The 25,368-nt window shown below is 47.0% G+C and carries 28 protein-coding genes, 6 tRNA genes, 1 rRNA gene and 1 other annotated feature; of the genes, 28 read left to right on the top strand and 7 right to left on the bottom strand.

What is annotated here, in order from left to right; translation table 11 throughout:
• Positions 1-2 precede the first annotated feature (2 nt).
• Entirely contained in the window at positions 3-737 is a 735-nt protein-coding gene (locus DET_RS05325; RefSeq protein ID WP_010936723.1) for a DUF362 domain-containing protein, read from the top strand.
• Between the two features lie 25 nt (positions 738-762).
• Here DET_RS05325 and DET_RS05315 read toward each other — a convergent pair whose 3' ends face one another.
• From DET_RS05315 to rnc, 3 genes are read right to left on the bottom strand one after another with little or no spacing between them, the layout of a single operon-like run.
• Entirely contained in the window at positions 763-1,038 is a 276-nt protein-coding gene (locus DET_RS05315) for an acylphosphatase (RefSeq protein WP_010936722.1), read from the bottom strand.
• A gap of 21 nt (positions 1,039-1,059) precedes the next feature.
• On the bottom strand, positions 1,060-1,200 hold the full coding sequence (locus tag DET_RS08720) for a hypothetical protein (RefSeq protein ID WP_010936721.1): 141 nt from the start codon (positions 1,198-1,200) through the stop codon (positions 1,060-1,062).
• Positions 1,201-1,229: 29 nt separating this feature from the next.
• Positions 1,230-1,943: a ribonuclease III gene (gene rnc / locus DET_RS05310; RefSeq protein ID WP_010936720.1), complete on the bottom strand. Its 714-nt coding sequence runs from the start codon at positions 1,941-1,943 to the stop codon at positions 1,230-1,232.
• A gap of 350 nt (positions 1,944-2,293) precedes the next feature.
• Here rnc and DET_RS05305 point away from each other — a divergent pair.
• The 12 genes from DET_RS05305 (at position 2,294) to DET_RS05230 (ending at position 14,363) form a co-directional block, all read left to right on the top strand.
• Positions 2,294-2,367: transfer RNA gene (locus DET_RS05305), tRNA-Gln, on the top strand.
• 13 nt (positions 2,368-2,380) lie between these two features.
• Positions 2,381-2,457: transfer RNA gene (locus tag DET_RS05300), tRNA-Glu, on the top strand.
• 599 nt (positions 2,458-3,056) lie between these two features.
• Positions 3,057-4,553, top strand: a 16S ribosomal RNA gene (locus DET_RS05285).
• Positions 4,554-4,840: 287 nt separating this feature from the next.
• Positions 4,841-4,917: transfer RNA gene (locus DET_RS05280), tRNA-Ile, on the top strand.
• Positions 4,918-5,163: 246 nt separating this feature from the next.
• Entirely contained in the window at positions 5,164-5,733 is a 570-nt protein-coding gene (locus DET_RS05275; RefSeq protein ID WP_010936717.1) for a DUF4256 domain-containing protein, read from the top strand.
• A 169-nt stretch (positions 5,734-5,902) separates the two neighbouring features.
• Positions 5,903-9,679, top strand: coding sequence for a PAS domain S-box protein (locus tag DET_RS05270; protein ID WP_010936715.1), 3,777 nt, complete (start codon positions 5,903-5,905; stop codon positions 9,677-9,679).
• A 204-nt stretch (positions 9,680-9,883) separates the two neighbouring features.
• Complete coding sequence (locus DET_RS05265; RefSeq protein WP_010936714.1) at positions 9,884-11,203, top strand: phenylacetate--CoA ligase family protein; 1,320 nt, start codon at positions 9,884-9,886, stop codon at positions 11,201-11,203.
• A gap of 20 nt (positions 11,204-11,223) precedes the next feature.
• A complete protein-coding gene (locus DET_RS05260; RefSeq protein ID WP_010936713.1) occupies positions 11,224-11,613 on the top strand; it encodes an ACT domain-containing protein in 390 nt (129 codons plus the stop codon).
• A gap of 200 nt (positions 11,614-11,813) precedes the next feature.
• Positions 11,814-12,065 (top strand): hypothetical protein, encoded by a 252-nt coding sequence (locus tag DET_RS05245; protein WP_010936712.1) that lies wholly within the window; start codon positions 11,814-11,816, stop codon positions 12,063-12,065.
• A 251-nt stretch (positions 12,066-12,316) separates the two neighbouring features.
• Positions 12,317-12,553 carry a hypothetical protein gene (locus tag DET_RS05240; RefSeq protein WP_010936710.1) on the top strand — a complete coding sequence of 79 codons (237 nt, stop codon included), beginning with the start codon at positions 12,317-12,319 and terminating at the stop codon, positions 12,551-12,553.
• Between the two features lie 38 nt (positions 12,554-12,591).
• Positions 12,592-13,101, top strand: coding sequence for an HPP family protein (locus DET_RS05235; protein WP_010936709.1), 510 nt, complete (start codon positions 12,592-12,594; stop codon positions 13,099-13,101).
• 449 nt (positions 13,102-13,550) lie between these two features.
• A complete protein-coding gene (locus tag DET_RS05230) occupies positions 13,551-14,363 on the top strand; it encodes a DivIVA domain-containing protein (protein WP_010936707.1) in 813 nt (270 codons plus the stop codon).
• 73 nt (positions 14,364-14,436) lie between these two features.
• On the opposite strand, the gene DET_RS05225 is transcribed toward DET_RS05230, so the two are convergent.
• From DET_RS05225 to DET_RS05215, 3 genes are read right to left on the bottom strand one after another with little or no spacing between them, the layout of a single operon-like run.
• Positions 14,437-14,679 carry a thioredoxin family protein gene (locus DET_RS05225; protein WP_010936706.1) on the bottom strand — a complete coding sequence of 81 codons (243 nt, stop codon included), beginning with the start codon at positions 14,677-14,679 and terminating at the stop codon, positions 14,437-14,439.
• 19 nt (positions 14,680-14,698) lie between these two features.
• Positions 14,699-15,730 (bottom strand): permease, encoded by a 1,032-nt coding sequence (locus DET_RS05220; protein WP_010936705.1) that lies wholly within the window; start codon positions 15,728-15,730, stop codon positions 14,699-14,701.
• Entirely contained in the window at positions 15,730-16,068 is a 339-nt protein-coding gene (locus tag DET_RS05215) for an ArsR/SmtB family transcription factor (RefSeq protein WP_010936704.1), read from the bottom strand. The genes DET_RS05220 and DET_RS05215 overlap by 1 nt, the downstream gene beginning before the upstream one ends.
• Positions 16,069-16,194: 126 nt before the next feature.
• Here DET_RS05215 and DET_RS05210 point away from each other — a divergent pair, with 126 nt between their 5' ends.
• The 14 genes from DET_RS05210 to rplL all read left to right on the top strand — a co-directional run bounded on the left by DET_RS05210 (position 16,195) and on the right by rplL (position 24,093).
• Complete coding sequence (locus DET_RS05210) at positions 16,195-17,172, top strand: GNAT family N-acetyltransferase (protein ID WP_010936702.1); 978 nt, start codon at positions 16,195-16,197, stop codon at positions 17,170-17,172.
• A 3-nt stretch (positions 17,173-17,175) separates the two neighbouring features.
• The gene (locus DET_RS05205) at positions 17,176-18,393 is read left to right on the top strand and encodes a glycosyltransferase family 4 protein (protein ID WP_010936701.1); all 1,218 of its coding nucleotides are present in this window, start codon (positions 17,176-17,178) and stop codon (positions 18,391-18,393) included.
• 12 nt (positions 18,394-18,405) lie between these two features.
• Entirely contained in the window at positions 18,406-19,119 is a 714-nt protein-coding gene (locus tag DET_RS05200) for a PIG-L deacetylase family protein (protein WP_010936700.1), read from the top strand.
• Between the two features lie 162 nt (positions 19,120-19,281).
• Positions 19,282-19,354: transfer RNA gene (locus DET_RS05195), tRNA-Thr, on the top strand.
• A 40-nt stretch (positions 19,355-19,394) separates the two neighbouring features.
• Positions 19,395-19,478, top strand: a tRNA-Tyr gene (locus DET_RS05190).
• A gap of 62 nt (positions 19,479-19,540) precedes the next feature.
• Positions 19,541-19,616 (top strand) — tRNA-Thr (locus tag DET_RS05185).
• Between the two features lie 28 nt (positions 19,617-19,644).
• Entirely contained in the window at positions 19,645-20,847 is a 1,203-nt protein-coding gene (gene tuf / locus DET_RS05180; protein WP_010936699.1) for an elongation factor Tu, read from the top strand.
• Between the two features lies 1 nt (position 20,848).
• Positions 20,849-21,016 (top strand): 50S ribosomal protein L33, encoded by a 168-nt coding sequence (rpmG, locus tag DET_RS05175; protein WP_010936698.1) that lies wholly within the window; start codon positions 20,849-20,851, stop codon positions 21,014-21,016.
• A gap of 23 nt (positions 21,017-21,039) precedes the next feature.
• Positions 21,040-21,258: a preprotein translocase subunit SecE gene (gene secE / locus DET_RS05170; RefSeq protein WP_010936697.1), complete on the top strand. Its 219-nt coding sequence runs from the start codon at positions 21,040-21,042 to the stop codon at positions 21,256-21,258.
• A gap of 45 nt (positions 21,259-21,303) precedes the next feature.
• Positions 21,304-21,837 carry a transcription termination/antitermination protein NusG gene (nusG, locus tag DET_RS05165; RefSeq protein WP_010936696.1) on the top strand — a complete coding sequence of 178 codons (534 nt, stop codon included), beginning with the start codon at positions 21,304-21,306 and terminating at the stop codon, positions 21,835-21,837.
• Between the two features lie 18 nt (positions 21,838-21,855).
• Entirely contained in the window at positions 21,856-22,278 is a 423-nt protein-coding gene (rplK, locus tag DET_RS05160) for a 50S ribosomal protein L11 (RefSeq protein ID WP_010936695.1), read from the top strand.
• 3 nt (positions 22,279-22,281) lie between these two features.
• Entirely contained in the window at positions 22,282-22,995 is a 714-nt protein-coding gene (gene rplA, locus DET_RS05150) for a 50S ribosomal protein L1 (RefSeq protein ID WP_010936694.1), read from the top strand.
• A gap of 11 nt (positions 22,996-23,006) precedes the next feature.
• Positions 23,007-23,139: a sequence feature (ribosomal protein L10 leader region), on the top strand.
• Between the two features lie 13 nt (positions 23,140-23,152).
• Entirely contained in the window at positions 23,153-23,683 is a 531-nt protein-coding gene (rplJ, locus tag DET_RS05145) for a 50S ribosomal protein L10 (protein ID WP_010936693.1), read from the top strand.
• Positions 23,684-23,718: 35 nt separating this feature from the next.
• Positions 23,719-24,093: a 50S ribosomal protein L7/L12 gene (rplL, locus tag DET_RS05140; RefSeq protein ID WP_010936692.1), complete on the top strand. Its 375-nt coding sequence runs from the start codon at positions 23,719-23,721 to the stop codon at positions 24,091-24,093.
• A 75-nt stretch (positions 24,094-24,168) separates the two neighbouring features.
• Here the strand turns inward: rplL and DET_RS05135 are convergent, their stop codons facing one another.
• A complete protein-coding gene (locus DET_RS05135; protein WP_010936691.1) occupies positions 24,169-24,813 on the bottom strand; it encodes a DUF502 domain-containing protein in 645 nt (214 codons plus the stop codon).
• A 152-nt stretch (positions 24,814-24,965) separates the two neighbouring features.
• Here DET_RS05135 and DET_RS05130 point away from each other — a divergent pair, with 152 nt between their 5' ends.
• A complete protein-coding gene (locus DET_RS05130; RefSeq protein ID WP_234943848.1) occupies positions 24,966-25,352 on the top strand; it encodes a GNAT family N-acetyltransferase in 387 nt (128 codons plus the stop codon).
• Positions 25,353-25,368 lie beyond the last annotated feature (16 nt).

Below are 25,368 nucleotides of genomic sequence, written 5' to 3'. Positions count from 1 at the left end.
TCTTGATATACAATGCTTCCGAATATAATTTTAAAGCACCGGAAATACTTTCCCGTGCCAGAAGAGTCCTGATAAAGCCTTGTGCCCATTATCCGGTGCAGTATCCGGTGAGTACCAGCCGTGAGCTCATATCCAAAATCATAGCCGGAATACGCAAACTGAGTGATGCGGATATTATCATACTGGAGGGAGCACCTGGTGGTGCGCCCATGAAGAGTATTTATAAATCTCTTTCGTATGATTTTCAAAGGGTGGTCCTGCTGGACGTAAATGATTGCACCTGGGTTGAGGTGGATAACCCGCTTAACAAGCCTCTGGTTATACCTACCTTTTGGGTGCCCAATGTTATCTTGTCCAGTGATTTTCTGATAAGTGTTACCCCGTTGCAGGTGATAAACGGCAAGGGCAACTTCTCAATCTCAAATCTGCTGCCGGTACTGCCTTCCAGCAAATATGGCAGCGGCAAAACAGGCTGGGACGCGCTTTATAATCAGGGTATTGAAAAGGTTTTATCTGACCTTTACTTTACGTTGCCCTTTGATATGGGTATCATAGAGGCCACCCAGAAATTTACCAGTCACGGTGACCCCACTAAGGGCGAGATTGAGCACGTGGGCAAGATATTTGCGGGTGAACCTTATGAAGTTGATACCGAAGTTTCACGTACTCTGAATATAAAAACAGATTATCTGGAGTTAATAAAAACGTCCAGCGTTGAACTGGAACGCTGGACTTAAAACCCTTGGTTTTCATTTATTCGGCTTAGTATTTGATGTGGAAATCACCGTAGTTGCCATTTGTGCTTGACCAGCTTACTTCCACTTCTTGAACCTCAGCATGGGGAGGGCCGGAGCGGAGCAGTTTTAGAAATTCAAGCAGAATATCTTTGTCTCCTTCGGCTATCACTTCCACGTCAGTGCCGCTCTCAAGGTTTTGGGCGTATCCGCAAAGCCCCAGACGTATGGCTTGTGTCCGGGTAAAATCCCTGAAGTAAACTCCCTGAACTTTCCCTTTGACAACCGCTTTCAGACAATGCACGCCTGAACCCCGTATCCCAAGTTATATATCCTTGTTTTTCTTCTTTTTGCGGACTACTTCCGGTTCTACATTCGGCTGGAAAAACTCACCCGAAACTGCCGGTTTTTTGGAATCTTTCTTCTGTTTTTTGGTCTCGCGTGATTGAAAATCTCTGCCACCCATACGTGTCCTCCTACAATGCTAAAAGTTTATCAAATGTTATCTTCGGCTGTAAAGCTGTTTTCAAACTGCTGCAAGGCTTCTTTAGCGGCGCTGGTTTCGGCTTCTTTTTTGCTGCGCCCCGAACCTTCCGCCAGCACTTTGTCTTCGGTATAGACTTCGGCTATAAACAGATGGTTATGTTCCGGCCCGCTGAAATCTATAATACGGTAGCGGGGTGTAAGCTGAAATTGGGCTTGCACAAGCTCCTGCAGGCGTGATTTGTAATCAATGTTGGAACTCAGGGTTTGCACCCGTTCCATTTCGGTCTTAAAAAGGCGGAAGATAACTTCCCTGGTTGCATCTATCCCTTTATCCAGATATATGGCTGCCAGCACGGCTTCAAATGCACCCGCCAGATTGGCCGGCTTAAAACGCCCCTTGGAGGCATCTTCACCCCGCCCCAGATAGAGGTATTTGCCAAGATTGATGCCCAAAGCTACTCTTACCAGACTTTCCCGCCGCACCAGCAGGGAACGGAAACGGGTCAGGTCACCTTCCTGAATATCAGGGAAATCATGGTAAAGCCGGTCTGCAAATATTACACCCAGTACGGCATCACCCAGAAATTCCATTCTTTCGTTAGAGCCGCTTAAGTGGTTTGGGTTTTCGTTTACCCATGAAGTATGTATGAGCGCCTGCTCCAAAAGGGACAGATTTTCAAACTTTACTCCCAGGGATTTTTCAAGTTCAGTTAAATCTAACATTTCAGATAAGATTATGCCATTCGGCAAATACATGTCAAGCAGGAACAAATGCAGGGTTTTCTTGACTTAAAATTAAAAAGCATTTATGATAGTCCTGATATAAAAATGTATATAGGAGATAGGAAACGGAATGAGTAAACTATTAGAGAATGCCGGCGTCATAGCTTTCATCTTAGCCTTCCTGTTTTGTTGCTTTGGCATAAGTTTAGTTATTTTCTATGGCTTCCTTTATATGCCTCCTGCAATTACCCCTATTTCATAAGATAGTTTTTGCAAAACAATGCCGCACCTTTTAATATTGATGCGGCATTGTTTTGCAGCTTGGTTCACTGTATAATCCGTGTGCATGTTGGGGAATCGTCTAGCGGTAGGACAGCGGACTCTGAATCCGTATGGGAAGGTTCGAATCCTTCTTCCCCAGCCATTTCGTTCTTTACGGCGCATTCGTCTAGCGGCCCAGGACGCGTCCCTCTCAAGGACGAGATCACCGGTTCGAATCCGGTATGCGCTACCAATAGGTATTTAAAGCCCTTTTGCAAAGCTGAAAAGTTTTGAAGAGGGCTTTATTTTTACCTGTTTGCTTTTATTTAGTATTTAAAGCCAAGGTAAGGTGCCGGAATAAAAGTAACTTTCTGCCTTTTTGAGTTTCTTATTTAATAAGTGCAGCCCGAGCTTATTTTTTAAATCAGTCAAAAAATAACTTTTATAAATTTTGGGGTTTAAACAAGCCACGTCACACCAAAGAAATCTTTAAGGGTGCACTGCGTGACCAGCATATGTATGCCAGGTTATATGACAGATGGGCAAAAATAACAAAAAATATGCCAAATATTTTAAAAAATACCCCCCTCCAAAGCTAAAAAGGGATTTGCTTTCCCCTAAACCCTATGATATACTCTCCCACGTTGAAATTGATTGCCGAATAAAAACGGCCACTTTAAAAGACAGGTTACACGGTAAACAACTCCATAAAAGCCTTCAACAGGCTGGGGTTTTTCCTTGACAGAGAGTAACGAAATGTGATACTATCTCTTTTTGTCTGGAACTAATGCACCTTAACAACTGGATAGCGGAAAGAAAAGTTTTAAAACAATACACTAGTAATTATTATTGAGCTTGGAGAGTTTGATCCTGGCTCAGGATGAACGCTAGCGGCGTGCCTTATGCATGCAAGTCGAACGGTCTTAAGCAATTAAGATAGTGGCAAACGGGTGAGTAACGCGTAAGTAACCTACCTCTAAGTGGGGGATAGCTTCGGGAAACTGAAGGTAATACCGCATGTGATGGGCTGACATAAGTCGGTTCATTAAAGCCGCAAGGTGCTTGGTGAGGGGCTTGCGTCCGATTAGCTAGTTGGTGGGGTAATGGCCTACCAAGGCTTCGATCGGTAGCTGGTCTGAGAGGATGATCAGCCACACTGGGACTGAGACACGGCCCAGACTCCTACGGGAGGCAGCAGCAAGGAATCTTGGGCAATGGGCGAAAGCCTGACCCAGCAACGCCGCGTGAGGGATGAAGGCTTTCGGGTTGTAAACCTCTTTTCACAGGGAAGAATAATGACGGTACCTGTGGAATAAGCTTCGGCTAACTACGTGCCAGCAGCCGCGGTAATACGTAGGAAGCAAGCGTTATCCGGATTTATTGGGCGTAAAGTGAGCGTAGGTGGTCTTTCAAGTTGGATGTGAAATTTCCCGGCTTAACCGGGACGTGTCATTCAATACTGTTGGACTAGAGTACAGCAGGAGAAAACGGAATTCCCGGTGTAGTGGTAAAATGCGTAGATATCGGGAGGAACACCAGAGGCGAAGGCGGTTTTCTAGGTTGTCACTGACACTGAGGCTCGAAAGCGTGGGGAGCGAACAGAATTAGATACTCTGGTAGTCCACGCCTTAAACTATGGACACTAGGTATAGGGAGTATCGACCCTCTCTGTGCCGAAGCTAACGCTTTAAGTGTCCCGCCTGGGGAGTACGGTCGCAAGGCTAAAACTCAAAGGAATTGACGGGGGCCCGCACAAGCAGCGGAGCGTGTGGTTTAATTCGATGCTACACGAAGAACCTTACCAAGATTTGACATGCATGAAGTAGTGAACCGAAAGGGAAACGACCTGTTAAGTCAGGAGTTTGCACAGGTGCTGCATGGCTGTCGTCAGCTCGTGCCGTGAGGTGTTTGGTTAAGTCCTGCAACGAGCGCAACCCTTGTTGCTAGTTAAATTTTCTAGCGAGACTGCCCCGCGAAACGGGGAGGAAGGTGGGGATGACGTCAAGTCAGCATGGCCTTTATATCTTGGGCTACACACACGCTACAATGGACAGAACAATAGGTTGCAACAGTGTGAACTGGAGCTAATCCCCAAAGCTGTCCTCAGTTCGGATTGCAGGCTGAAACCCGCCTGCATGAAGTTGGAGTTGCTAGTAACCGCATATCAGCAAGGTGCGGTGAATACGTTCTCGGGCCTTGTACACACCGCCCGTCACGTCATGAAAGCCGGTAACACTTGAAGTCGATGTGCCAACCGCAAGGAGGCAGTCGCCGAGGGTGGGACTGGTAATTGGGACGAAGTCGTAACAAGGTAGCCGTAGCGGAAGCTGCGGCTGGATCACCTCCTTTCTAAGGATAATTGGCCTCGTGCCTATTAACCTAGGTCGATATCCGACTTAAAACGGATACTTCTCTTTTCTTTCCGCTATCCAGGGGTTAAGGTGTTAGTGTTATAAGGGGATAAAAATTACTTTCTCCTGATTGCTAACCTGTATCTATCCCGCTTTGAAACTCATGTAGGTTTTGTTAGGCATTTTGGGCTGAAGGACTTGCGCTAAGCGTCCTGTTTGCTATATTATATTGACGTTTTTCGGGTAGTATTTCGAAGATACCCAATCTGTCTGTTGTTATCAATCGGGCCATTAGCTCAGCTGGTTAGAGCGCAGTCCTGATAAGACTGAGGTCCTTGGTTCGAGACCAAGATGGCCCACCATAAAGCTAAAACTTAGCATAATCAAACGAATAAAAATACCTGCTGATTAACCGGTTTTTCGCGAGAGAACCGGTTTTTTTATAAAGAAGCAGGAAGATAATGTCTATTATTTCATTTTAGGTGAATAACCTGCGCTGCAAATTGGTATAGTTTAGTATTCACCGGGTTATTGGGCGGGCAAAAAAATCTTTGTGAAATGAAAATATTTACTTTAAAAAGACTGATTGCCGGAGGTAATATAACAGTATGATAAGTAATGAAGGTTCAGAAAAAGTATTATCTCCGGAAGAACAGGCTAAATTACTTGGCCTGCTTAAAGGGCGTTTTGAGCAAAATATACACCGCCACGAGGGCATTGTTTGGGCTAAGGTGCAAGAAAAGCTTAAGGCAGATACCCTTAAATTGTGGTCATTGGGTGAGATGGAAAAAACCGGCGGTGAGCCGGATGTGATTGATTATGACAAAAGTACAGGTGAATATTTATTCTATGATTGTTCGCCCCAAAGCCCGGAAGGACGCCGAAGAGCGTGTTATGACCGTGCGGCGGCAGAGAAGCGGCCGGCACCGGGCGGGAATGCTGTTGATATGGCCAATGAGATGGGGATTGAACTTTTAACCGAGGAGCAGTACCGTACATTGCAAAAATCCGGCAGTTTTGATACCAAGACTGACAGCTGGTTAAAAACCCCGGCGGATATCCGGAAACTGGGCGGGGCTATTTTTGCTGATTGCCGTTACGGCCATGTGTTTGTGTTTCATAACGGCGCAATCTCATGGTATGCCTCCAGAGGATTCAGGGGGTTGCTTAGGGTTTAGGTGTTATCCGTTTGGCCGGAAAGGAAGATATAATTTTCATGGACAGCGGAAATGTTACAGGGTAAAGTAATACTGTGAAGATGGAGTATAGTGTGGCGGCGGGTATAAACGCCTTTGGAGTTACCATAAATCATCAGATCCTATATTCCTGCGGGTAGGGTGGGTATAAATGAATAACAAAAGGCCGAATCCGGAAGTTTCAGAACTGCGATATCGCCGCCTTTTCGAAACGGCTCAAGACGGTATTCTCATTATTGATGCCGAATCCGGCAAAATAACTGATGCCAACCCCTTTTTGTTCGAGATGCTGGGTTATGATACAGACGCTATTATCGGTAAAAAACTCTGGGAAATTGGTCTATTCCATCATATAGTTTCCAACCGCAAGGCATTTGAAGTTCTGCAGGCTAAAAGCGGTATTCGCCACGAAGACGTATACCTTGAGACAAAAAGCGGCCAAATACGCCAGGCGGAATTTACCAGCAATACCTATTATGTCGGTGAGGATAAAATCCTCCAGTGCAATATACGGGATATTACCGAGCGCAAGCTGGCAGAAGAAGAGCTGCGCAAAACTGAAGAACGTTACCGGGAGTTCTACCAGAAATCCCCCATCGGTTACCAGTCACTGGATTCCGAAGGCCGTCTGATAGAGGTCAATCAGGTCTGGCTGGATGAAATGGGATACACCAAAGAAGAAGTTGCCGGCCGCTGGTTCGGTGATTTTTTGCGGCCTGACCAGATAGACCTTTTCAAGAAACGCTTTGCTGTTTTCAAAAATACTGGTACTGCCGCTACCGAATTTTATATGAACCGCAAAGACGGGTCAGTGGTGCTGATAGCATTCAGCGGGAAAATAGCCCGTGATACTAAGGGTAATTTTAAACAAACCCATTGCACATTGCAGGATATTACCCAGAGGCATTTGGCAGAAGAAGCTATCAGGGAAAGCCAGCGGAAATATCAGGCCCTTTTTGAAAGCATAGGTGATGCGGCTTTTGTCTGTTATATTGATGACCATAAGTGGGCGGATGAGTTTATTGAACTGAATAAAGTGGCTTCGGATATGCTCGGCTATACCCATGAACAGCTCTTGTCAATGTCAGTAAAGGAGCTGTTTTTTAGTTTGCCGTCAGACCTTATCTTGGAAGAGACCACCGATAAGCTTTACCGTCATAAGGTAATAACCCGTGAGTCCAGACTGCGGCACAAATGCGGTCAGGCTATTCCGGTGGAAATGACATTCCATTTATTTGACTTGCAGGGCAAGCCGGCGGTGCTTACTCTGGCCCGGGATATAACCAGCCGTAAAGAGGCCGCCCGTGAACTTGAGCAAAGTCATAGCCGTTTGGTAAAAGCCGAACAGGTAGCCGGATTCGGTTATTGGGAATTTGATTTAGCCAATGGGCTGGTATATCCCTCTGCCGGTGCCAGAGAAATATATGGCTTAGAGAGCGAGAGTATCACTATTCCTTTTGTCCAGCAGATACCTCTTTCCGAATACAGGTCTGACCTGGATAAAGCCATGAATGACCTGATAAAGCATAATATCCCGTATGATATTGAGTTTAAAATAAAACGGCCTACCGACGGAGCTGTTTTGTATGTACACTCTATAGCAGAGTATGATGCCAAGCGGAATTTGGTGTTCGGTACAATTCAGGATATTACCAAGAGAAAGCAGGCCGAAGAATTACTCCGTGAAAGCGAAGCCAGATTCCGTTCAACTTTTGACCAGTCTCCTATAGGTGCTGCCATATATGATTTGGGCTTCAAATACCGGCAGGTCAATGATAAATTCTGCAAAATGTTAGATTATTCTGATGACGAGCTGACTAATCTGTCAGTCAGGGATATTACCCACCCGGATGATTGGCCTAAAGATTTAATTCATCTGAATCAGCTGAAAAACAGGGAAATCAGCCGTTATGAAACGGATAAGAGATATATTCACAAAAGCGGCAGTGTATTCTGGGTGCATCTGTCCGTGGCCGGTATCCGGGATGCCGGAGGGAATCTGCTTTACTATCTGGCTATGATTGTAGATATTACAGCCCGTAAAGAAGCCGAAGATGCCCTCCAGAAATACAAACTGATTGCCGAAGACAGCCGGGATATTATCCTGTTCCTGGACAGGCAAACCGGGCGATTGCTGGAAGCTAATACCGCGGCTGTAAAGTCCTACGGATATAGCCGTAAACAGCTTTTGTCAATGAGAATACAAGATTTGCGTGCCCCGCAAGCCAGGATACTTAGTGACTCTGAGTTTGAGCAAGCCTATGCTCATGGCATGCTTTTTGAAACCATGCACCGCCGTAAAGACGGCAGCACTTTCCCGGTGGAAGTCAGCTCACGGGGAGCAGATATTGAAGGGACAACCACCCTGATAAATATTATCCGGGATACTACAGAGCGCAAACAGGCCGAAAAAGCCTTGAGCGAAAGCCTGCAGAGTTATCAAGTGCTTTTTAATAGCGTTACCGATGCCATTCTGGTGTATCAGCCGGAGGCGGATTATTCCCCCGGCAAATTTATAGAGATGAATGATGCTGCGGTGGCTATGCTGGGGTACAGCCGCCAGGAAATGCTGCAGATGAACCCGCTGGATGTGGTTTCAAAAGGAATACCCACGGTTAATGTATTTACAGATACCATGCGTCAGGCAGAAAAAAATTCTGAACTGGTAGCTGAGCAAACGCTAAAGACGAAATCAGGTGAAACCATACCGGTTGAACTGCACTCGCGTATGTTTGAGTTTGGGGGCAAGCATACGGTTATTACCCTTGCCAGGGATATAAGCGAACGCAAGAGGCTGGAGGAAGAACAGAAAAAACTGCGTCACCAATCTGAAATGTCCAGCCGTCTGGCGGCAATAGGCGAAATGGCCGCCGGAATTGCCCATGAGATAAATAACCCTCTGACGGGGGTAATCGGTTTTGCTTCTATCCTTATGGATAGGGAAGATTTGCCGCCTGATGCTATGGAGCAGCTGCAGATAATCAATTCCGGCAGTCAAAGGGTAGTGGAGATTGTAAAGCGGATGCTTACATTTGCCCGCCAATCCAAACCGGTCAGGAGCAGTATAAATATTACCGAACTTATTGATAATACTTTGGAATTACGCAGTTACGTGCTGAAAACAGCCAACATAGATGTAGTCAGGCATTATGAACCCGGGCTGCCGCTGCTGACTGTTGATTCCGGCCAAATCCAGCAGGTTATTCTGAATCTGATTCTAAATGCCGAATATTCCATGAAAAAAGCCCATGAAAAAGGCACACTGACTATTACCGTCAGCCGGACGGGGGATAGAATCAGAATGTCTTTCCGTGATAATGGTATGGGTATGTCCGCCGAGACACTGGGTAAACTCTTTCAGCCATTCTTTACCACCAAAGAGCCAGGTGAAGGTTCGGGCTTGGGGCTCAGTTTGTCTCACGGTATCATACTGGAACATGATGGCACTATCCGGGGAGAAAGTATCCCCGGTGAAGGGGCTGAATTTATTGTGGAATTGCCCATAAAGCTTTCCAATGAAAAATCTGCTATCAGCAATCAGGATAGCATGGCTATAGAGCTAGCTAAAAAAGCATCTATACTGGCAGTTGATGATGAGCCGGCTATCCGGTCACTGATACGGATTGTGCTTACCCAAGATGGCTATCAAGTAGATGAATGCGAAGCCCCCCAGGAAGCTATGGAAATGATTTCTAAAAATAAATATGATGCTATTCTTCTGGATATACGCATGCCCGGCATGAGCGGCCTGGAGCTTTATTCAGCAATAACCGCTAAATGGCCCAAGATGGCAAAACGGGTGATTTTTATTACCGGTGATACCTCCGGCAAGCTTATGGTTGCCAATGATATACCCTGTATAAACAAGCCTTTTAATATAGCAGTTTTGAAAGACACCCTGCTTAAGATACTTTCACAGCCAAACTGATATCGGCGGCTGTTTTGCTATTCCCCTTCGGCCTGAAACCCCTGGAAATTTATTCCGCTTACTTTGGAAAGATATAAATAAAAGCTATTTCCTCATTAGAGAAAAAGGGGTAAAATATTCCCTGTTATACTTTTTGCCGGCAGTATTTGCCAGGGTAATTCCGTTTACCCTGTTATATAGTTGTCATTATATTAGGAGGAGCCAGTGGTTATACGTAGCCCCGAATATGAAACCCTTCCCCGGCCGCAGCTGGAAGCGTTGCAGCTGAAAAGACTTCAGGAGACAGTCTCTTATATCTATGAGCGAAACCCTTTTTACCGCCAGAGTATGGATAAACTGGGGGTAAAACCCGCCGATATAAAAACCTTAAAAGACATAGCCCGCCTTCCCTTTACCAGCAAGGAAGATTTCCGGCAGAACTATCCCTTCGGGTTATGCTGTGTGCCTAAAAATGAAATATCCCGCATACAGTCTTCGTCCGGTACTACAGGCAAGCCTGTTATTGCTCCCTATACCGCCAAGGATGTGGATACCTGGGCTGAACTGATAGCCCGTTCCTTAAGCTGTGCCGGGGTAGTGCCTGAAGATATTTTGCAGAACGCTTACGGTTACGGGCTTTTTACCGGCGGGCTGGGGCTTCATTACGGGGCGGAAAAACTGGGGGTGGCGGTAGTGCCGGCCTCTACCGGCAACACCAAACGCCAGCTGATGCTGCTGCAGGATTTGGGTACTACGGTCATTAGCTGTACCCCGTCTTACTCCCTGATAATGTATGAAGCCGGCAAGGAAATGGGTCTGGATTTTCATAATTCTTCGCTCAAGCTGGGCATTATGGGTGCCGAGCCGTGGAGCGAAAATATGCGCCGCGAAATAGAAGCCAAGCTGGGTATAACCGCCCTTAATATATACGGTCTGACCGAAATAACCGGGCCGGGTGTGGCTATGGAATGTCCCCAGAAATGCGGCCTGCATATCTGGGAGGATAATTTCCTGGTGGAGATAATAAACCCTGAAACGGGTGAAGTACTTCCTTACGGCCAAAAAGGGGAACTGGTAATTACCACCATAAACAAACAGGCCCAGCCGGTACTGCGTTTCCGGACTAAAGACATTACCAGCCTGATGCCTGAAAAGTGTGGCTGCGGGCGGACTATGGTGCGTATGGCTCAGATATCCGGCCGGAGTGATGATATGATACGGGTAAGGGGCGTTTCGGTGTTCCCCTCACAGATTGAAAGTGTCCTCCTTACCGTAGAGGGTATTGAACCCCATTACCAGATAATAGTAGACAGGCACAATGCTTTTGCCTCAGATGAGCTGGAAATATGGGTGGAAGTGTCCGAAGGCATTTTCTCTGACGAAATGGCCGGTTTGAATGCCCTTCAGAAAAAACTTCAGGCCGAACTGGATAGCGTACTGGGTATACGCGCCAAAATCAAGCTGGTAGAACCGCGCAGTCTGGCCCGGACTGAGGGCAAGGCAAAAAGGGTTATTGACCGTTCCGAATTACCTGAAAACAGGTAGCAACCAGGAGGAAGAGGAAAATGATGATAAAACAGGTTTCCGTTTTTGTGGAAAATAAACCCGGGCGTTTGTCTGCAATCTTGCAGGCTATGGATAAGTCAAAAATAAATATCCGGGCCTTATCTGTTAGTGAAACCGCCGAATTCGGTATTGTCCGCATGATTTTAGATAATCCTGATGACGGGGCAGAGGCACTTAAAAAAGCCGGTTTTACCAGCCGTACGGATATGATGGTTACGGCTGAAATCCCGGATATTCCCAGCGGGCTTTTGAAGACAGTAGTTGAACCGCTTGGCAAGGCTGATATCAATATAGATTATTTCTATGCCTTTTTGGATTCTACACCGGGCCGGGCCAGGATAGTACTGAAGGTGAGCAACCCTGAGAAAGCTGAAACTATCTTAGGCTGAAGCCGGTTATAAAATTATAGGTTGTATCATGTCTGAGTGTCCCACCCCTTTGGGGGTGGGATATTTGTTTTAGATGGGGAATGCCGGCAGATAAATTTACATAATAAAAATTATTTTGGCCTTAGCTATAGGTAGCTTAAAAAATAAATATTTATAAATTGTATAATACTTTCAGGATGTGCTAGAGGAGGAGGAAAGCAGTGAACCAACCAACAAAAGGCAGTCACGAGATCTTAAGCAAGCCCCTGCCCCAGATACTGGACGAAATCGACGGCAGTATTATCCGGGCAGAACAGGCCGCCGCAGATGCCAGAAAGGCCGCTGAAGAAGCGCGCAGGGCTGGCGAAGAAGCCGCTGAGGCTGTTATGAAGAAGATCCGCAACGTCTTTAACAAAATGGTGGAAGACATTACTACAGAGCTTGCCACTCACGAAAACAAACCCCAGAAATAATACGGTTATCCCAAAGCTGAAATAGAAAGCTACCCGGCTCCCCCCAAAGGAGCCGGTTTTTTATTTTAAAAAATAATCGCCTTCATTTGCTTTAAGACTTGAGATAACACTGTTTTTAGTGCGTTTTGAGGCGGAAAATGAGCAAAATACGCCCATTATCAGCTATGGGTAACTCTATATATTTGGAGCCGGGATTTAAAAAAAACAGTTTTAGGGTATAATAAAAAAATAATACTATCCGGAGGGTTTGCATGTCTGAGACTGAGCTTATTTGTGAACTGCTGGCTGATGCCAAAGTCTTTACCGAAACTGAGTCTGGCTATAAGCGCTATATTTGTGCCAAATGCCCCAAAGACGGGTTTGAAGCCCAGGTTTCAAGGGTAGAGAAACATGATACTACTACGATGTCAGTGGAAAAGGCCGCATTTTACTGCCCCATTTGCCACAATGAGTTTATAGCTTCCACACAGGATATGTATTTAGCTTAGAAAATGGCCGGGGTGGCCGGGAGTACTTGAGAATTTAAATGCATCTAGGTTATTTGAGAAAAGCATACCGTTATCTGCTGAAACGGATACGTGAGCTCAAAATACACTGGAAACTATATCTTTTTCAAAGCTTTCTGGCCACCCTTGTACTTTTTATAATTGCCCTGACACTTAGTATTGAAAATGCGGTCGTTATTGCGTCTATTGCTTCCACGGCCTTCATTGTTTTTACTCAGCCCAGTTCACCCCCGGCTGTGCCGCGCCGTATTTTCTGGGGGCACGTACTGGGATTTTGTATTGGGTGTCTGGTAAATTTGATACCTCACCAATATATGCTGACTGATGCCCTGGTTTACGCTCTGGCAGTGGGGCTTTGCATTTTTTTGATGATGATTATGGATTTAAAACACGCTCCGGCGGCGGGTACAGCTCTGGGTGTTGCCATAACAGGCTTTAGCCCCGGGGTATTGATTGCGGTGGTTACCAGTGCTCTGGTGCTGTCTATGGCTCAAAGCCGGATGAAGGGTTTTTTAAAAGATCTGGCCTGAACTCCTGGCTGGCCATAACCGGCCGGGTCTCATTTTAGCCGGTATATCCTCTATGCCTGAAGGCGGGAAGTGGCTGAGTTCAACCGCATTTTTGGTACAGCGTTTCAGGCACTCTCCGCAGCGTACACATCTGTAAGGGAAAGTGCTACGCCAAACGGTCAGCCCCTGCGGACAGTCCCGCTCTGGTATCGGCACCTGAATACCGTACTATAGTTTGGTATAGTTGGGGTATAGTTAGGGTAGATAAGGTGGCATAGTTGACGGTCTGATGACGAGTGTTCAGGTGGGTTTGGGCCTGCTAAATGCGGCATTGATTGCTTTAGTTTTATTCGGCTCCGGTTAAATATTTATGGTACTTAGGTAACTATCTAAAAGTTACTATCTGGCTATTTAACTATACTCAGATAAACAACTATGCTTTTAAGGCATACTGATTGGAGGGTATAGAAATGGCAGGCAATAACCCCAATATATTCACCATAAATGACCACGAATTTAACATAACCCAAAAAGGGCTTGACCCCGAACAGGTTAAGGTATTTATAGAAAAACTGCTTGAGGAAAACAGCCGCTATACGGCCGAACTTGCCAGAATGAAAGAGCAGGCTGAGCATCTGGATTCCCTGAAGAAACTGGCAGATGCCACGGTTATGGAGGCTGATAAGCTGGCGGCGAGGCTTAAAGAAGAGGCTGTGGCTAAAGCTAAAGCAGAGTCAGACAGCCTGATTGCAAAGGCTGAGGAAAAAGCCAGGAAAGTGTACGAACAGATTTACCGCCAGCTGAACACCCTGAAGCAGCAGGTAAACAGCCTGGACAAGGATTTTGATTTTAAGTCTGAGGGGGCAGCGGTCACGGCTGAGCCTGTAATGACCGCCCCGGTTAAAGAAACACCTGTGCGTGAACAAAGTGACTTTATGGCTAAGGCAGTGGACACCTCGGATATTCTGGAATCGGATACCCGGGAATTGATTGTACGTGACAAGGAAATAGAGCTGGAGATACTGCCGCCGGTAGATGCGGTGAAAATAACTAAAATAATGGACCAGCTGGAAAACGCCAGTGAGGTTGAGGTGGTAGAGCTGATACCCCGCCCCAATCACCCGGTGATTATAGTATATGAAAATAAGCCCAACAGCCTGCTGGATGTACTTAGGAAACTGAGCATGGTAGGCAAGGTAAATGAAATTCCGGCCAGCCCCAACGGGAGCGGGATTGTACGGCGTAAGTACGAAATATCTCTGGCGGCCAACGCCGTTAAGTAAAACATTCTAAGGGAGTGGCCGGCACAGTTTGAAGGGAAATTAAGCCCCGGTGTGCCGGCCTTTTTATTTGTGTTTAGCTGGCTTTGGAAAGCAGGAGTTTTTGCATTTCCTCTTTGGTGGGCAGTTTGCCAGATACAACCACCTCTTCATTTATGACCAGCGCCGGGGTCATCAGTACGGGATAGGCTGATATTTTGTCTATATCTTTTACTTTTACAATCTGGGCTGACAAACCCAGTTCCAGTACGGCTTCCTTGGTCATTTCTTCCAGTTTGTTGCACTTGGTGCATCCTGTGCCCAGTACTTTGATTATCATGTCTTTTCTCCATTTAATATTAGAATATGCCGAATATAAACCCGGCTAAACTTGAACTAATGATTACCAGCCCTATATAAGTGAGGGCTTTGCGGTTACCCAGTATTTTGCGGATAACCAGGAAACCGGGTAAAGAAACAGCCGGTCCTGCCAGCAGCAGAGCCAGTGCCGGGCCTTTGGCCATACCTAAATCAACAAATGCCTTGACTATAGGGACTTCGGTCAGGGTGGCAAAATAGAGTAACGCCCCCGAAAGCGAGGCTATAAGGTTTGAAACAGGGTTATTGCTGCCCACGTAGCTGGTGATAAAATCAGCCGGAATCAGGGTTTTTAAAACCCCGGCTATAAAAATGCCGCCTACCAGCCACGGGAAAATAAGCTTCACAAAACGCCATGTTTCGGAAAGCCATTCTTTTATCTGAGACATATTGAAAAACCGCCACAGGCAGAAGAGCAATACTAAAAGTGCCAGCAGGAATACGGGTATATTTTTGGCGGATGCGAATATAAGTATGGCAATCAGACTGCCGAAATAAATCAAGGTCTGGTATAGGGGGCGTTTGGCGGCCGTATCTGCGGGCAGGCTGGTTATCTGCTGGGCGGTATCCGGCTTATCTTTGCGGAACAGGTAGGCCATAATAAGCCCGATTAGTATAGAAAATATGATGGCAAAGATAGCTCTGGCAATACCGATATCGTAGCCAAGTACCCCGGCAGACAGTGAGACAGCCAGAATACTTATGGCCGGGCCGGAATAAAGAAAGGTGACTGCCGGGCCGATACCTCCGCCGCGTTTGTAAATACCGGCAAAAAGCGGCAAAACAGTGCAGGAGCATACGGCCAGTATAAACCCTGAAATAGAGGCAATGCTGTATGAGACAAACGGGTTTACTTTACTGCCGAAATATTTGGTGACTATGTACGGGTCAAGGAAAACCGAAATAGCCCCGGCAATAAAAAATGCCGGAACCAGACAGGCTATCACGTGGGCGGAAAGGTATTCCAGCAGGGCGGAAAAGCCGCCCGCCAGCAAACTCAGGATAAAGTCCATTAGCCGTTGCTTCGTCTGCAGCTGGATTTTAGCTGCCCGAAATCTGTGTCTGCCTGCGGGTTTTGTTCCAGCATGGCTGATACGCTCTGCATGACCTTTTTAAGGTCAGGTGCAAATTCAGCCCAGTTTACCGAATACAGTGCCCATAAACCATCACGGCGGAGTTTTATCAGCCCGGCCTGATGCAGGTTTTGCAGGTGACGGGAAGCAGAAGTCTGGCTTATGCCCAGTGCCTGCTGGATTTCACAGACACAGCATTCCTGTTTGAAAAGTAAACTCAGTATCCGCAGACGGTATTCATCTGCCAGCGCTTTAAAAATGGATGCATATTTTTCCATAAAACCCCCATATGCGTATATTAGCATATAAGAATATATTAAAACTATTCGGCAGGGCTGTCAAATACATATCAGGCCTGCATACCCAAAATTGTCTTAAAAACGGGCAGGTGCTATGCTTTAAAGATGGTATATGTTTTTAAGGAACTCAGCCTTGAGGAATTAAGCTCTGATTTTGCCTCCGGCCAAAACGGGCTTAATTTTGTTTATCCCTTTTTGCACCCCGGCTGGCAGTCTGTCTGGCAGAAGTGTTTTTCTCCGCCCGGCAGGCAAGTTTGCGGGCTGGTGACTTTGGGGTCTGAGACGGTGGGGCTTATAGCCTTGCGGATAGACAGCGGGGTTGCCCGTTTTATAGCTGACGGAAATGTTTTTGATTATCTGGATTTTGCGGTAAAACCCGGCCATCAGGCCGGATATTTTGAGCTGCTGCTTAAGCTTTTGAAGCAAAACCAGGTTGAGGTGCTGGAACTGGAGGGGCTTACAGCCCGTTCCCAGGCTTATGACGTTCTGCTGCCGCTGGCGAAAGAAAAAGGTATTTTGGTAGTTTGCGAACAGGCAGACGTTTCTCCGCTGCTTGAGCTGCCGGCTGACTTTGAAAAATACCTGGCAGGGCTGGAAAAGCACCAGCGCCACGAACTTAAACGCAAATTACGCCGTCTTGAGGAAACTCTGACACCCCGGCTGGAAGTAGTGACCAGCCCTGGTGATATAGATATTTTGCTTGACCAGATGGAGCTCAGCCACCTTGAGAAAGCAATTTTCCTTAATCCGGAAATGCGCTGCTATTTTAAGCAGCTGGCAGACTGGCTTGGCAGTCAGGGCTATCTGCGTCTTGTTTTTCTCAAAACCGGGGAGACTGTTTTGGCAAGTCTGTTTTGCTTTGATTATAATAATATAAGATACTTGTATAACAGCGGCTACAATCCGGAGTATTCCCACCTTAGTGTGGGCGTGCTTTCCAAAATGCTGGCTATTAAGGATTCTATTGAAAAAGGCTATGATGCCTTTGATTTTCTGCGCGGAGAGGAAAAATATAAATTTCATCTGGGCGGGAAATCCCAGCCGGTTTACCGCTGCTGCATAACTCTGGATAGTCAGGTATAAACTTTGGCCAGAAAAAAATTACGTATTGCACTTATCAGCTTGCACAGCTGTCCTCTGGGGCAGCCCGGCGGACGGGATACCGGCGGTATGAATGTGTATATCTGCGAACTGGCCCGGACTTTAGGCCGTTTAGGGCACCAGGTTGATATTTATACCCGCGCCCATGACCCCCGTGATGACGTCTGGGAATTTTTAGCCCCGAACGTGCGGCTTATTCATATTCAGGCCGGGCCGGTAGAGGATATGGGCAAGCTGGCCCAGTATGAGCATCTGGAGAGCTTTGTCTGCGGGCTGGAAAAATTCCGTAAACACGAGGGTATTACATATGACCTTATCCACAGCCATTACTGGCTGTCTGCCAGAGCCGGGCTGGTTTTAAGTAAGCACTGGAATGTACCCCATCTGGTTATGTTTCACACTCTGGGGAAGGTTAAAAACCGTTTGATGCAGGCCCAGGTTGACCCTCAGCTCCGCTTGGATGCCGAGCAGAATATAGTCCAGGAAACCGACCTGATAATAGCCTCTACCCAAAATGAAAAAGAAGACCTGATATCTTTGTATCAGGCGTCAGCGGATAAAATACGGGTAATTCCCTGTGGGGTAAATACCAATCTTTTCTCTCTGGCCAACCGCGCCGAATCTGAAGCAGTCCTGGGGCTTTCCCAAGTGCCTAAGGCATTATTTGTGGGGCGGCTGGAGAAGCTGAAGGGGCTGGATAATCTGCTGAGGGCGGTTGCCCTGATTGATAGTGATATGGAGCTTATGGTGGTGGGCGGTGACGAATACAGCCAGGGGGAAAGAAACCGGCTGGAAGCTCTGTCCGGAGAACTTGGCATCTCGGATAAAGTGAAATTTTACGGGGCGGTCAGGCAGGATATGCTGGCAGGTTATTATAATGCCGCCAGAGTTTGCGTAGTTCCCTCTTATTATGAGAGTTTCGGCATGGTTATCCTGGAAGCTATGGCCTGCGGCACTCCGGTGATTAGCGGCAGGGTGGGGGTTGCGCCTGACATAATTTGCCCAGGCGTAAATGGCTGTCTTACCCCCGGCAATCAGCCGGAACAGCTGGCTGGTTGTATGAAGGAATGGCTTTATCAAAAAGAAATTGACCGCAAAGCTATAAGGGAAATAGCCGGTAAATACGCCTGGCAATCTGTATCGGCTCAGGTAGAGTCTGTGTATTATGCTATTTTATCTGCCAAAACAGCAGAGATTATTTAGAACGGAGGGGTTATGTCTTTCAAAGCTGATGTGTTGGTTATCATGCCTCATCCGGATGATGCCGAATTCGGGGCAGGCGGTACTATTGCCAAAATGACCGCCGAAGGTAAAAAAGTGGCTTATGTAGTCTGTACCAATGGGGATAAAGGCACTTCTGACCGCAATATGATACCGTCGGAGCTGATAAAGATACGTGAAGAAGAGCAGCGTCAGGCGGCAGCCGTACTGGGGGTTGGCAGGGTAGTTTTCCTGGGCAAACCTGACCAGGGGCTTGAAAATACGCCTGAACTGCGCAAAGAACTGGTACGCCAGATACGCACTTTCAAACCGTTTACGGTTATTACTACAGACCCGTATCAGCGTTATATGTGGTGGCATAGAGACCACCGCCAGTGCGGAGAAGCCGTGATGGACGCTATTTTCCCGTATTCGCGTGACCATTTGGCTTACCCTGACCTTATTGCCGAAGGTTTGGAGCCGCATAAAGTGAGTGAGCTTTTGCTTTCAAACCCCCAGGAGCCTAACTATGAGGTTGATATAAGCCAGACGGCCATACTTAAACTTAAATCCATTTCCTGCCATAAAAGCCAGGGCGGAGGCCGGATGGACGAGGTTATTTCGGCCTTAAGCGGTAAGAGCGATATCAGCGCATACGCTGAGATGTACCCTGATGCCGAAAAGTATATAAGAACCGAGTCATTTCACCGGGTGGATATGTGGTGGTAACGGACAGCCGTATTTGGGGTATTTGGCTAAAATAGCCGTGGCTCTGACCTGTCTGCGAAAATAGATACGAAAACAGCTGATTTTGCTTGACTTTGGAGCTTTATTTACGTATAATCTCACTTTGATTGTTTGACAATCAGCCTGAAACGTGATAAAAATATTGCCCGAGTGGCGCAAAGGAAGCGCAACCGACTTGTAATCGGTAGGTTAGCGGGTTCGAATCCCCTCTCGGGCTGAGCCGCTAACTTTTTTTTGGGCTTTTTTAACAGCATCATGGAGAGGTGCCGGAGTGGTTAATCGGAGCAGACTGTAAATCTGCCGCCCTAAGGGCTACGCAGGTTCGAACCCTGCCCTCTCCAGAGTATTTTATGACCCCGTCGGGCTAGACAGTGGGTATTAAAATAAATATAATGTAAGCGTTGCCCACATAGCTCAGTAGGTAGAGCACGTTCTTGGTAAGAACGGGGTCATCAGTTCGAATCTGATTGTGGGCTCCATAATAATAAGGGGGAATAATTAAAAGAAATGGCAAAGCAAAAGTTTGACCGCTCTAAGCCTCATTGTAATGTAGGCACTATTGGGCATGTAGACCATGGCAAAACTACCTTGACAGCGGCTATTACCCGAACCCTTTCAACCAAGGGCTGGGCTGATTTCCGCGCCTATGACCAGATTGATAACGCTCCTGAGGAAAAAGCTAGAGGTCTGACTATTGCTATTTCTCATATTGAATATCAGACCGAGACCAGGCATTATGCCCATATTGACTGCCCTGGACATGCTGACTATATCAAGAATATGATTACCGGTGCTGCCCAGATGGACGGCGCTATTCTGGTAGTTTCCGCGCCTGACGGCCCCATGCCCCAGACCCGCGAACACGTGCTGCTGATTCACCAGGTAGAAGTGCCTGCTGTAGTAGTAGCCCTTAACAAATGTGACATGATGGATGATGAAGAACTGCTTGAGCTGGTTGAGCTTGAGGTTCGTGAACTTCTTACCAAAAACTCTTTCCCCGGTGATGAAATACCGATTGTACGGGTAAGTGCCATTAAAGCCCTTGAATGCGGCTGCGGCAAACGTGAATGTGAATGGTGCGGCAGAATCTGGAAGCTGATGGATGCTGTTGATTCCTACATACCCATTCCTCCCCGCCCGGTTGACAAGCCCTTCCTGATGAAGGTTGAAGACGTATTCAGCATCAAGGGACGCGGTACTGTTGCTACCGGCCGTGTTGAACGCGGTATTATTAAAGGCGGCGATGAAGTTGACCTGGTTGGTCTGCATCATGAACCCCGCAAGATTGTTGTTACCAGCTTGGAGATGTTCCATAAGATTCTTGACTCCGCTGAACCTGGCGATGCTGTCGGGTTGCTTCTCCGCGGTGTTGAGCGTGAAGATATCGAGCGCGGTATGGTACTTGCCAAACCCGGCTCTATCAAGCCCCATATTAATGCCGAAGCTGAAGTTTATGTACTCAGCAAGGACGAGGGCGGCCGCCATACTCCTTTCTTCAATGGCTACAAGCCCCAGTTCTTCTTTGGTACTACTGATGTAACCGGCGAAATTCATCTTCCCGAAGGCGTTGAGATGGTTGTACCCGGAGACCATGTAAAAATGAAGATTTCCACTATCTATCCGGTAGCTATGGAAAAGGGTATGCGTTTTGCCATCCGCGAAGGCGGTAAAACCGTTGGTGCGGGTGCCATCTCTCAGGTATTGTCGTAATATGGCCAAAAAAACTGACACAAGAATTGTGATAAATATGGCTTGTACTGACTGTGGTGAAAGAAACTACACCACTGAAAAGAACAAGCGCAACGATCCCAGGCGTATAGAGCTTAACAAGTACTGCCCGCGCTGCCGTGAGGCAAAGGTGCATCGCGAGACCAAGTAATTTGAGGAGGAGAGCTAGGTAATATGTGTCCTTCCGCACAGCAAACTGCCAAGGCGGCTGGTAAGAAACCTGGTTTCTTTTCCAACCTTGTTGCCGAATTGAAAAAAGTAGTCTGGCCTTCACGGCCAGACGTGATAAAGCTTACTACCATGGTTTTGGTGGTTGCTATAGCGGTTGGTATTTTACTGGGCGTTGTAGATTACGGCTTTAGCTGGTTTATTGATAACGTATTTGTGAAATAGTACGTTTAGAAATGTTATGGGTTGCCAACTGACGGGTGAGATTTTATGATTGTTAAACAGAAGAACTGGTATGTAGTGCATACCTACTCCGGGCACGAAGAGAGAGTCCGCAAAGGTCTTGAAGAGCGGATTAAATCTATGGATGCCGAGGATGATATAGAGCGGGTTGTACTGCCTACCGAAGAAGAAGTTGAAGTCAAAAACGGTCTGCGGCGTACCATAAGGAAAAAGATACTGCCCGGCTATGTGCTGGTGCAGATGAACATGAACGATAAAAGCTGGACTATAGTCCGCAATACTCCCGGTGTGACCGGCTTTGTAGGGTCAGAGGGCAAGCCTACCAATTTGCCGCCTGAAGAAGTCAGCCGCATTCTGGACCAGATGGAAGCCGAATCACCCAGGGTTAAGGTCGGTTTCCGCAAGGGGCAGAGTGTTAGGGTTATTGACGGACCGTTTGTTGATTTTATCGGCATGGTAGACGAAATTAATACTGAAAAAGGCAAGGTTAAGGTGCTTCTCTCCCTGTTCGGGCGGGAAACTCCGGTAGAGCTTGACTTTTTGCAGGTCGAAAAGCTCTAGAGGCTTTAGGAGACATACGTGGCAAAAAAAGTAAAGGCAATTGTAAAGTTACAGATACCCGCAGGTAAAGCTAATCCTGCTCCTCCCATTGGTCCGGCGCTGGGTCAGCACGGTATCAATATCATGGGGTTCTGTAAGGAATATAATGACCGCACAGCCTCTATGGCGGGCACTATTGTACCTGCTGAGATAACCATTTATGATGACCGCTCTTTTACCTTTATTACCAAGACCCCTCCGGCGGCTGACCTTTTGAAAAAGGCGGCTGGTGTTGAGGCAGGTTCGGGTACTCCCAGCAAGAGCGTAGTTGCCGTTATCTCAAAGGGGCAGCTCAGGGAAATTGCTTCGGTCAAGATGAAAGACCTGAATGCGGTTAATATTGAGGGTGCTGAGAGAATTATTGAAGGTACTGCCCGCAGCATGGGCATTAAGGTGGAATAACAGATGGTAACACGCGGTAAAAAATATCAGGACGCAATAAAACTGCTTGACCAGAGTCTGGCTTACGCTCCGGCTGAAGCTATTGATGTGGCCAAAAAAATGGCCGCTGCCAAGTTTGATGAAACCGTTGAGATGCATCTGAAGATGGGCCTTGATCCTAAAAATGCTACCCAGCAGTTGCGCGGCGTGGCTGTGCTGCCTCATGGATTGGGTAAGACTGTGCGTGTACTGGTGTTTGCTCAGGGTGAAGCTGAAAAAGCGGCCCAGGCAGCCGGTGCTGATGTATACGGCGGCGACGAACTAATAAAGAAGGTTGAAGCCGGTTTCCTTGATTTTGATGTGGCTATATCCACCCCTGACATGATGAGCAAGGTTGGTAAACTGGGTAAAGTTCTGGGCCGGCGCGGCCTTATGCCTAACCCCAAGAGCGGTACTGTGGTACCGGCCGAAGATTTCAAACAGGTTATCGAGGAAGCCCGCAAGGGGCGGGTGGAATTCAAGTTAGACCGTTCCGGCATTGTGCATATTATACTGGGCAAGGCCAGTTTTGAAGGTCAGGCCCTGCTGGAGAATATGACTTCTGTGGTAGATGCTATTATCCGCTCAAAGCCAACCGGTGCTAAGGGGCAGTATATCAAGAGTGCTTACCTGGCTACTACCATGGGGCCTGGTGTTAAGATGGACCTTCGGGCTGTTTCCGCCATGGGTGGCGCATAAGTCAGCCCTGGTTTTATAACTGAATATTTCCTGAGACGTGGGTGCCTTCGGGCTTAATACGCTGCCTGCTGAGGATACAAGACTTTTTACTAAGGGTTTTCTTGAGTCCTTGTGCTTTGGCATAAGGACTTTATTTTTTTAGAAAAGGAGGTGCGGTTTGGTAAAAAAGATACGTGAAAAGAAAAAGATAGCAGTTGATGAGTTAACTGACGCTTTAGCTGTTGCCCAGTCTGCGGTTTTTACCGATTACCGCGGTATCAGTACATCAGAGCTGACTACAATACGCATGAAGCTGCGTGAAGCTGGTGTAGGTTACCGTGTACTTAAAAATACCCTGGCCCGGCGCGCAGCTGACAACACTGACCATGCAAATATCAAGAGTGCGTTTGAAGGTCCGGTGGCTATGGCTTACTCTTCAAGTGATGTGGTTGCCCCGGCTAAAGTCCTGATGGACTATCTGGCTGGCTCCAAGTCTACTTTGAAAGTAACCGGCGGTTATCTCAGCAACAAGCTTATTTCCGTTGAAGAAGTAGCCGAACTTGCCAAGTTGCCGTCTCGCGAAGTGCTTATCAGCAAGGTTTTGGCTGGTATGCAGAGTCCTATTGCCGGTTTGGCAATGGTTCTCAATGGCCCTGCCCGTGGTTTGGCCGTGGTACTTCAAGCCCGTATGAAACAGCTTGAAGGCTAAATAAAGTAATAAAAATATAATAAGGAGTTATTTTCATGACTATTGACGAAATGATGAGTGCCATTAAGGGCATGACCGTTATTGAACTGTCCGAACTGGTAAAGGCCCTTGAAAAGGAATTTGGTGTAAGCGCTGCTGTTGCCGTAGCCGCCCCCGCTGCTGGTGGTGCCGCTGTTGCCGCTGCTGCTGAAGAAGAAAAGACCGAATTCAATGTAATCCTTAAAGATGTCGGCGCCAACAAGATTAACGTAATCAAGGCTGTCCGCGAACTTACCAGCCTGGGTCTTAAAGAAGCCAAGGATATGGTTGAGGCCGCTCCTAAGGCTGTTAAAGAGAATGTCAGCAAGGAAGAAGCTGACGCCGCCAAGAAGGCTCTTGAGGCCGCTGGCGCTACCATAGAAATCAAATAAATTACTGTTAGCTGAAATCAAAAACAAAGGGCGGGGTTTAAATCCCGCCCTTCTTTATGCCCGAAAACTGGTGTCCTAGAGTTTATTGGGGTGCAAATCCCCTTTGCCGACATCAATCGCCTGAACATTATCCGGAAATACCAGACCGCAGGAAATAAGGGTTTTCATGGCATCTTCAACCGAAACATTTACCCGTTCAATCTGGTTCTCCCTGAGGAGTTCCAAAAAACCGCTGGTGGGGTTTGGAGAGCCGGGCACGTATACCAGATACAATTTTTCACCAGCCGAATTTGTGGTTTCATTGGTGATAAACGCCAGACTGTGCATTCCGGTGCGGGGAAATTCCACCATTACCGCCTCTTTGAAAGAGACCTTATTGCTTACTCCCAGCGTTTCTATAACCTGCTTGGCACTGTTATATACCTGATTGAAAATGGGTACTTTGACTAGTATTTTATCAACCCAGCCCAGTATTTGTTTACCAAAATAGTTGCTTAAAATCAGACCCACCAGATATATCAGGACCAGGGTTACCAGAAGACCCAGGCCGGGGAAGTACCAGTTAAAGAAAAACTCTATAACCGGCTTTAGTAGCCCGTCTATAATGTTAAATACCCAAATCAGCAATCCCAGAGCCGCCCCTATGGGTAAGACAAAGGCCAGCCCGGTCAAAAAGCGGTTTCTCAGTGTTTTCAGGGCCTGATTATTGGATGATGACATATTTGACCTCCGGGTGCATATGGTTTTATATATTCTAGCAGTAAAGGGCAAAAAGAATATATTATTTTTAATTTGAATGCCCTCTGCAGTTTAAATATAATACCATGATTATGTATCAAGTTTGTTTAGTTGCAGATGAAAATATTTTGAAGATGGTTTTTGACCTTCGGTACCGGGTGTTTGTGACTGAACAGGGGATTGACCCTGATACCGAATATGACCAGCATGATAAAAGTGCCCGCCATCTGGTTATCCATGATGGAGAACGGGCACTAGCCTGCTGCCGCATAAGATTGCTGGATAAAAACCTTGCCAAGATTGAAAGAGTGGCGGTGGACAGAGACCACCGCAAATTCGGCCTGGGGCGGAAGATTATGGAATATGCGGCCGAACTGCTGAAAACTGAACAGGCAGACAGGGTGGTGGTGCATGCCCAGACAAGTGCGGCCGGTTTCTATGCCAGTTTGGGTTATACCTCCCAGGGGGATACCTTCATGGAAGACGGCATAGAGCATATTCAGATGTATCTCCGCCTGTAAGTACCCAGGCCGGGTT

Source organism: Dehalococcoides mccartyi 195 (assembly GCF_000011905.1).
Taxonomy (GTDB): domain Bacteria; phylum Chloroflexota; class Dehalococcoidia; order Dehalococcoidales; family Dehalococcoidaceae; genus Dehalococcoides; species Dehalococcoides mccartyi.
The sequence above is the reverse complement of the archived record's forward strand: the minus strand, read 5'-3'. Positions and strand labels throughout refer to the sequence as shown.